7 protein-coding genes are annotated in these 6,402 nt (G+C 70.8%); all 7 read right to left on the reverse strand.

The genetic code is table 11. The features are described 5' to 3' along the window. Window positions 1–14: 14 nt before the first annotated feature. Window positions 15–1,202 (reverse strand): RNA polymerase sigma factor, encoded by a 1,188-nt coding sequence (locus tag AX708_RS00770; protein WP_066530874.1) that lies wholly within the window; start codon window positions 1,200–1,202, stop codon window positions 15–17. A 29-nt stretch (window positions 1,203–1,231) separates the two neighbouring features. After that, the gene (locus AX708_RS00775; RefSeq protein WP_066530872.1) at window positions 1,232–1,591 is read right to left on the reverse strand and encodes a YciI family protein; all 360 of its coding nucleotides are present in this window, start codon (window positions 1,589–1,591) and stop codon (window positions 1,232–1,234) included. 93 nt (window positions 1,592–1,684) lie between these two features. Next, on the reverse strand, window positions 1,685–2,176 hold the full coding sequence (locus AX708_RS00780) for a CinA family protein (RefSeq protein WP_066530871.1): 492 nt from the start codon (window positions 2,174–2,176) through the stop codon (window positions 1,685–1,687). A 16-nt stretch (window positions 2,177–2,192) separates the two neighbouring features. Next, a complete protein-coding gene (locus tag AX708_RS00785) occupies window positions 2,193–2,876 on the reverse strand; it encodes a hypothetical protein (protein WP_066530870.1) in 684 nt (227 codons plus the stop codon). A gap of 6 nt (window positions 2,877–2,882) precedes the next feature. Further along, window positions 2,883–4,949 carry an NAD-dependent DNA ligase LigA gene (ligA, locus tag AX708_RS00790; protein ID WP_066530864.1) on the reverse strand — a complete coding sequence of 689 codons (2,067 nt, stop codon included), beginning with the start codon at window positions 4,947–4,949 and terminating at the stop codon, window positions 2,883–2,885. After that, a complete protein-coding gene (locus tag AX708_RS00795) occupies window positions 4,939–5,319 on the reverse strand; it encodes a putative quinol monooxygenase (protein ID WP_066530861.1) in 381 nt (126 codons plus the stop codon). The genes ligA and AX708_RS00795 overlap by 11 nt, the downstream gene beginning before the upstream one ends. A 13-nt stretch (window positions 5,320–5,332) precedes the next feature. Next, on the reverse strand, window positions 5,333–6,235 hold the full coding sequence (locus AX708_RS00800) for an alpha/beta hydrolase (protein WP_066530858.1): 903 nt from the start codon (window positions 6,233–6,235) through the stop codon (window positions 5,333–5,335). Between the last annotated feature and the right edge of the window lie 167 nt (window positions 6,236–6,402).

A 6,402-nucleotide genomic window follows, 5' to 3' on the forward strand; every position in this document is an offset into this window, starting at 1 on the left:
GTGCGCGGCGCGCGTCAGGCGAGCGCGGCGCGGCGTTTCTCCATCCATAGCCGCTCGGCGCGCGGGGGATCGAGTGCGAGCGCGGCATCGAGCGCGGCGCGGGCCTCGGCGGGGCGGCCACAGCGCGCCAGCAGATCGGCGCGCGCCACGTGGAAAGGCCGCGCCAGCGCGAGCCGGTCGGCGGGTAGCGCATCGAGCGCCGCCAGCCCGGCCCCGGCACCTTCCACCTGCGCCAGCGCCAGCGCACGGGAGAGCGCGACCATTGGCGAAGGCCGCAGCGCCAGCAGCACATCGTAGAGCCGCAGCACCGCGCTCCAGTCGACCACGCCATCGAACGCGCGGCGCGTGTGGGTGAGCTGGATCGCGGCCATGATCTGATAGGGCCCCGACCGCCCGATCCGCTGCGCGCGATCCATCAGCAATTGCGCATATTCGATCCGCGAATAGCTCCAGCGCGTGGTGTCCTGCTGCGAGAGCGGCACCATCGCGCCTCCTGCGTCCAGCCGCGCGCCTTTGCGCGAGCGCGCGAGCAGCACCAGCGCGGCGAGCCCCAGCACGTCGGGCTCGTGCGGCAGCAGTTCGGCGACCAGCAGCGCGAGGTGCTCGACCTCCGCGCCCAGATCCTCGCCGAGATCCGCCGACAGCTCGCCCCCCGCATCGGCATAGGCGGCGGTAAACGCCAGTTCGAGCGCGAGCAGCACCGCCCCCAACCGCTCGGGCCAGTCGCGGCGCGGCGGGAGTTCGAAGGCGATCCCCGCCTCGCGCACCTTCGCCTTGGCGCGGGTGATGCGCTGGAACATCGTCGGCTCGCTCACCACGAAGAGCTGCGCGATCCGCGCCACCGGAAGCCCGCAAATGACCTTCAATGCCAGCGCCGCGCGCACCTCCGCGCCGAGTGCCGGGTGGCAGCAGATGAACAGCAGCCGCAGGCGTTCGTCGGGGATCGGGTCGGGAAGCGTGAGGATGTCGGCCACGTCGGCAATCTCCGCTTGTCGCTCGGCCTTGCGCGCCTCGCCGCGCGCCTTGCGGATCGCATCGAGCGCGCGGCGCTTGCCCGCGACGAACAGCCATGCGGCGTAATCGTCCGGCGGATCGGCGAGCGCGAGGCAGGCCTCGGTGGCCCCCGCAAAGGCCTCTTCCGCCGCATCGAGATCGCGCAATTGTGCGGCAAGCGCGGCCACCACCCGGGGCCGCGCCGCCATGATCGCCAGCGCCCGTTCGCGGGCCGCGCTCAGCCTTCGGGCCCCATCGGCCAGACCGGGCGCACCTCGACCCCGCCCTTGGGCACCGGAATGCGCCTGGCCCATGCGATCGCCTCGTCGAGCCCCGGCACGTCGATGATGTAGAAGCCGCCGAGTTCCTCGTGGGTCTCGGCAAAGGGGCCATCGTGCAGGGTCACGGTGCCATGGTCGGAGCGCACGGTGGTGGCCGTCGCAGCAGGCTTCAGCCGCTCGCCCGAGAAGGGGATGCCGGCCGCGACCAGATCCTCGGCAAGCTTCATGTGCCCGGCGAGCGTCGCCTCCAGCAGCGCCGCGCCGTCAGGCCCGGCATAGGCGCTTTCGTCCTCGTTGATCATCAGCATGTATTGCATCGGTCGTCTCCGTCATCGGCCAGCCGGAAGTGGCAAGGCTCTGACACGGAGACGCGCCTGCCAAGCCGGATTCGACAGGCGACGCGAAAAAAATCATCTGCCCAGTGCCTCTTCTAGCAGCGCCAGCGCGTTGCGGGTGAAGGCGGCCATGTTGGCGATGCGGTCGTCGCTGGCGGTTTCGACGAGGCGAGTGTGCTCCCCGCCCGGCCCCGCAATCGCCGCCACGCTGCGCCCCGCAGGCGCGCCGCTCGGGTGGCTTGACCCGCCGACCGAGCCGCTCTCGGCCAGCCCCCACTCCGCGCCGAAATTGTCCCGGATCGCCCGCGCCTGGAGCAACGCATAGTCCCCGGTGGCCCCGCGCATCCCCTTGTAGGCCTCGCGCGGCAAGGCGAAGAGCACGTCGCGCGCGCGGAAAGAGTAGACCACGCCCCCGCCGACGAAAAAGTCGAGCGCGCCCGGCACGGTAAGCAGCGTCGCGGCAATGAGCCCGCCGGTCGCCCCGTCGGCCACCGCCACCTTCTCGCCCCGCGCGCGCAGCAGCGCGGCGATGCGCGAGGCCTGAGGGTGAAGTTCCTCCAGAATCATCCCGCGCCTCCCCTTCTCATGCCAGCGTGACCCGCGCGCCGATCCTGCGTTCGAGGGCGCGGCGCTCTTCGGGCTCGAGCGCGGCGACCCAGCCCGCGATGGCATCGAAATCGAGCGCGCGGGCATCGGCGGGCACCGCGTCGCCGCTCGCGGCATAGTGGACCACCCAGCGGCTCACATAGGTGACGCTCTCGCGCCCGGTGTGCGCCATGCGGCAGCCGGCAGCGTCGAGCGCGGCGTGGAACACCCGGTCGCCGACCGCGGCGAGCGAGGGCGGGATCAGCGCCCAGCGGGCAATCACCGGGAAGGCGCCGGGGAGCAGGAACAGCCAGTTGGTGACGACCAGCCCGGGCTCCTCCTCGGCCGCGACCGGCGTGCCGCAGGGCAGGTCGATGCGGCGCCGGGCGACGATGAGATCGGGCGCATCGGCCGGTTCGCCGGCAGCTGCGAGACACAGCGCCACATGATCGGGATCGATGTGGTTGTCGGCGTCGAGAAAGCCGATGGCGTGATAACCCTCCCCCGCCGCCAGCAGCGCGCCGATGGCGCGCGCGACATTGCCGTGGTCAGCGTGGTTGCGGTCGAGCCCGAGGTGCCTCACGCCTGCGCCGTCGATCCAGTCCTGAGGCGCGCCATCGGCGACCAGCAGATGGTGGCAGGCCACGTACTGCTCCGCGACGCTGGCGATGCGCGCCGACACGGCCGGCTAACCGAGCGCCTCGGCAACGATCGCCGCCCAGCCCGCCTCGTCGGTCACCTCGATCCCGAGTTCGGCCGCTTTCTTGAGCTTCGATCCCGCGCCGGGCCCGGCCACCAGCAGGTCGGTCTTGGCGCTGACCGATCCGGCCGCCTTCGCGCCCAACCGCTCGGCCTGCGCCTTGGCCTCGTCGCGGCTCATGGTCTCGAGCTTGCCGGTGAAGACGACCGTCTTGCCCGCCACTCGCGAGGCGACGGTCTTGACCTCGTAGCGCGGCGGGGTGACTTCATTGAGGAGGTCTTCCCAGACGGCGACATTGTGCGGCTCGTGGAAGAAGTCGCCCAGCGCCTCGACGACGCTCGGGCCGATCCCGTCAATGGCGGTGAGTTCGCCCGCTGCTTCGGCGTCGCCCGCATGAGCGCGTTCGGCGAGCGCGCGCAGCACCGGCAGTTCGTGCAGATGCTTCATGAGATCGCGCGCGGTGACTTCGCCCACGTGCCTGATGCCGAGCGCGAAGAGCAGCCGCGCCGCATCGGGCGCGCGCTTGGCCTCGATGGCTGCCAACAGGTTGTCCACAGACTTGTCCTGCCAGCCCTCGAGCGCGAGGATCTCAGGCCGGCGGCGGCGCAGACGGTAGATGTCGGCAGGGCTTTCGAGCCAGCCGAGGGCAAAGAACTGCGCGATGGTCTTCTCGCCCAGCCCCTCGATGTCGAGCGCCTTGCGGCTGACGAAATGCTCGAGGCGCTGGGTGCGCTGCGCCGGGCAGATCAGCCCGGCGGTGCAGCGCACGTCGACCTCGCCCTCCTCGGCGACGGCTTCGGACTGGCACTGCGGGCAATGGTCGGGGAACACAAAAGGCGCGCGCGCCTCGTCACGGGTGAGGTTTGCGACCACCTGCGGGATCACGTCGCCCGCGCGTTGGATCACCACGCGGTCGCCGACGCGCAGGCCGAGCCGCGCGATCTCGTCGCGGTTGTGGAGCGTGACGTTGGTCACGGTGACCCCGCCGACCAGCACCGGCGCGAGGCGGCCCACCGGCGTGAGCTTGCCGGTGCGCCCGACCTGGATGTCGATGCCCTGCACGATCGTCTCGGCGCGTTCGGCCGGGAACTTGTGCGCGAGCGCCCAGCGCGGGGCTTTCGCGACGAAGCCGAGACGCTCCTGCCAGTCCAATCGGTCGAGCTTGTAGACCACGCCGTCGATGTCATAGGCGAGGTCCGGACGCGCAGCGCCGATGGCGTCGAAATGGGCGACCAGATCGTCGGCCCCGCCTTCTATCGTCACGAACAGCGGCGAGACCGGGAAGCCCCACTCCCTGAGCCGCGCCACCACCTCCGATTGCGTTGCCCCCGGCACCGCCGAGGCCGCGCCCCAGCCATGCGCCCAGAAGCGCAAGGGGCGCTTGGCGGTGACGCTTGCGTCCTTTTGCCGGAGGCTCCCGGCAGCGGCATTGCGGGGGTTGGCAAAGATCTTTCCCCCCGCTTCATGCTGCGCAGCATTGAGTGCGGTAAAGGACTGTTTTTCCATATAGACCTCCCCGCGCACCTCGAACACTTCGGGGACGCCCGCAGGGAGCTGCTGGGGGATGTCGGGGATGTGGGCGACGTTCGCCGTCACGTCCTCGCCCACCTGCCCGTCGCCGCGCGTCGCCGCACGCACCAGACGGCCGTTCTCATAGCGCAGCGAGCAGGAGAGGCCGTCGATCTTGTCCTCCGCCGTGACCGCCAGCGGCTCGCCTTCGGGCAGGTTGAGGAAGCGCCGCATCCGCGCCAGCCACTCGGCCACCTCCTCGCCGCTGAAGGCGTTGTCGAGGCTCATCATCCGCACCTCGTGCACCACCTTGCCCAAGGGCGAGGCGGCGATGGCGTGGCCAACCTTGCGGCTCGGCGAATCCGCGCGGACCAGATGCGGGAAGGCCGCCTCGATCTCGGCATTGCGCCGCACCAGCGCGTCGTACTCGGCGTCGGTGATCTCGGGCGAATCCTCGGCGTGATAGAGCCGGTCGTGATGCGCGATCTGGCGGGCCAGCCGCATCAGCTCGTTGGCGGCTTCCGCCTCGGACAGCTCAACCGGCATAGCCCACCGGACGGGTTTCCGCGCGCACCCCGAAGCCCGCGATCAGCGGACGGCCCCTGGCAATCGCGGCCTGCACCGCTTCCAGCTTGAGGCTGTTGGCGTGATCGGTCCGGGTCGCCCACACCTCGGTGATCCAGATCGCATCGGGATCGGCGAGGTCTTCGGCGATCAGGTAGAGGAGGTTGCCCGGCATGGCCCCGGTCCCTTCGCGCAGGATCGCCGCGAGCTCTGCCCGCTTGCCGGGAACCGCCTTCATCTGGCCGATCAGTCCGTAGATTTCTTCCATGTCCACTCCCGCAGCGAGCCCGGGCGCGGCGCCGGCCAGCAGGGCCAGCGCGGCCGTCCCGATGAATTCGCGTCGCTCGATCATGCCCGCAGCTTTTTCACCGCGCCCCGGCAATGTCCAGCAGCGCCGGAGCGATGGCCGCAAAATCCTTCGTGCCTGGGACGAGCAGGTTGAAATGCTGCTGCTGGTCGATGGCGATCACCTCGACCGCGACCCCTTGCGCCCTGAGCGCCGCGAGCAGCGCCGGATCGGGATCGGGCAGCGCGCCGTCGATCACCAGCAGGCGCCTTGCGAGCGGCGGGTTAGTGACGGGGTCGAGCATCGCGAAACGCCCCGGCACCTCGGCCGGGGTGCCGCCCACCAGCGGGGCGATCACCGGCTTGCCGCAGATCGCCGCATCCGGCCCGACGAAGGCGCCGAGCGCCAGCGGCCCGTCGAGCGCCACAACGCCGCGCACCCGCGGCAGCTCGCCCGCGACCACCGCATCGCCCTTGTCGCCGCTCGCCAGCCACACCGCGGGGGTGACGCCCGCCGAATGGCCCATCAGGGTGATGCGCGTAAGGTCCAGCGGATAGTCGCGCGCGAGCCTGTTCACATGGGCAAGGCCCTGCGCCCAGTCGGTGAAGGTGTTGGGCCAGCCCCCGTCCGAGCCCAGCTCGCGGTAGGAGGGCGACCAGGTCGCGATGCCGTTCTTCGCAAGGAAACTCGCCAGCGCGGCGAGGTTGGCGGTGCCCCCCATCCCCGCCCAGCACCCGCCGTGATAGAGCACCGCGACCGGGAACGGCCCCTTCCCCTTGGGCACCCGCAGCTCGCCATATTGCCGCGCAGAGGCGCTGCCATAGGCGATGCGCGCGGTCGGCGGATCGGAGGGGACGGCGTTGACCGTCATCGGGTTGTAGTCGGCCGTATCGGTGACGGCAAAGCTGGCGGCGGGCGGCTCCACCGGCGCGCAACCGGCGAGCGTGGCGGCCAGCGCGGTCGCGGCGATCAGGTGTTTCATGGCTGTTTCCCCCCTTGTCCTTGTCCGGCAATTAGCGTGCCCGAAGGCCGCCGCAAACCGTCACTTGATGACCGCCAGCATCGCCGCCTCGTTGGCCTCGTAGACCGGGTTGCCGGGGGTGATGATCGCGAAGTGGCTCGCGCCCGCGTTCTCGCGCACCGTCACCC

The organism is Erythrobacter sp. CCH5-A1, assembly GCF_001557115.1.
In the GTDB taxonomy this organism is placed as follows: Bacteria; Pseudomonadota; Alphaproteobacteria; order Sphingomonadales; family Sphingomonadaceae; genus Erythrobacter.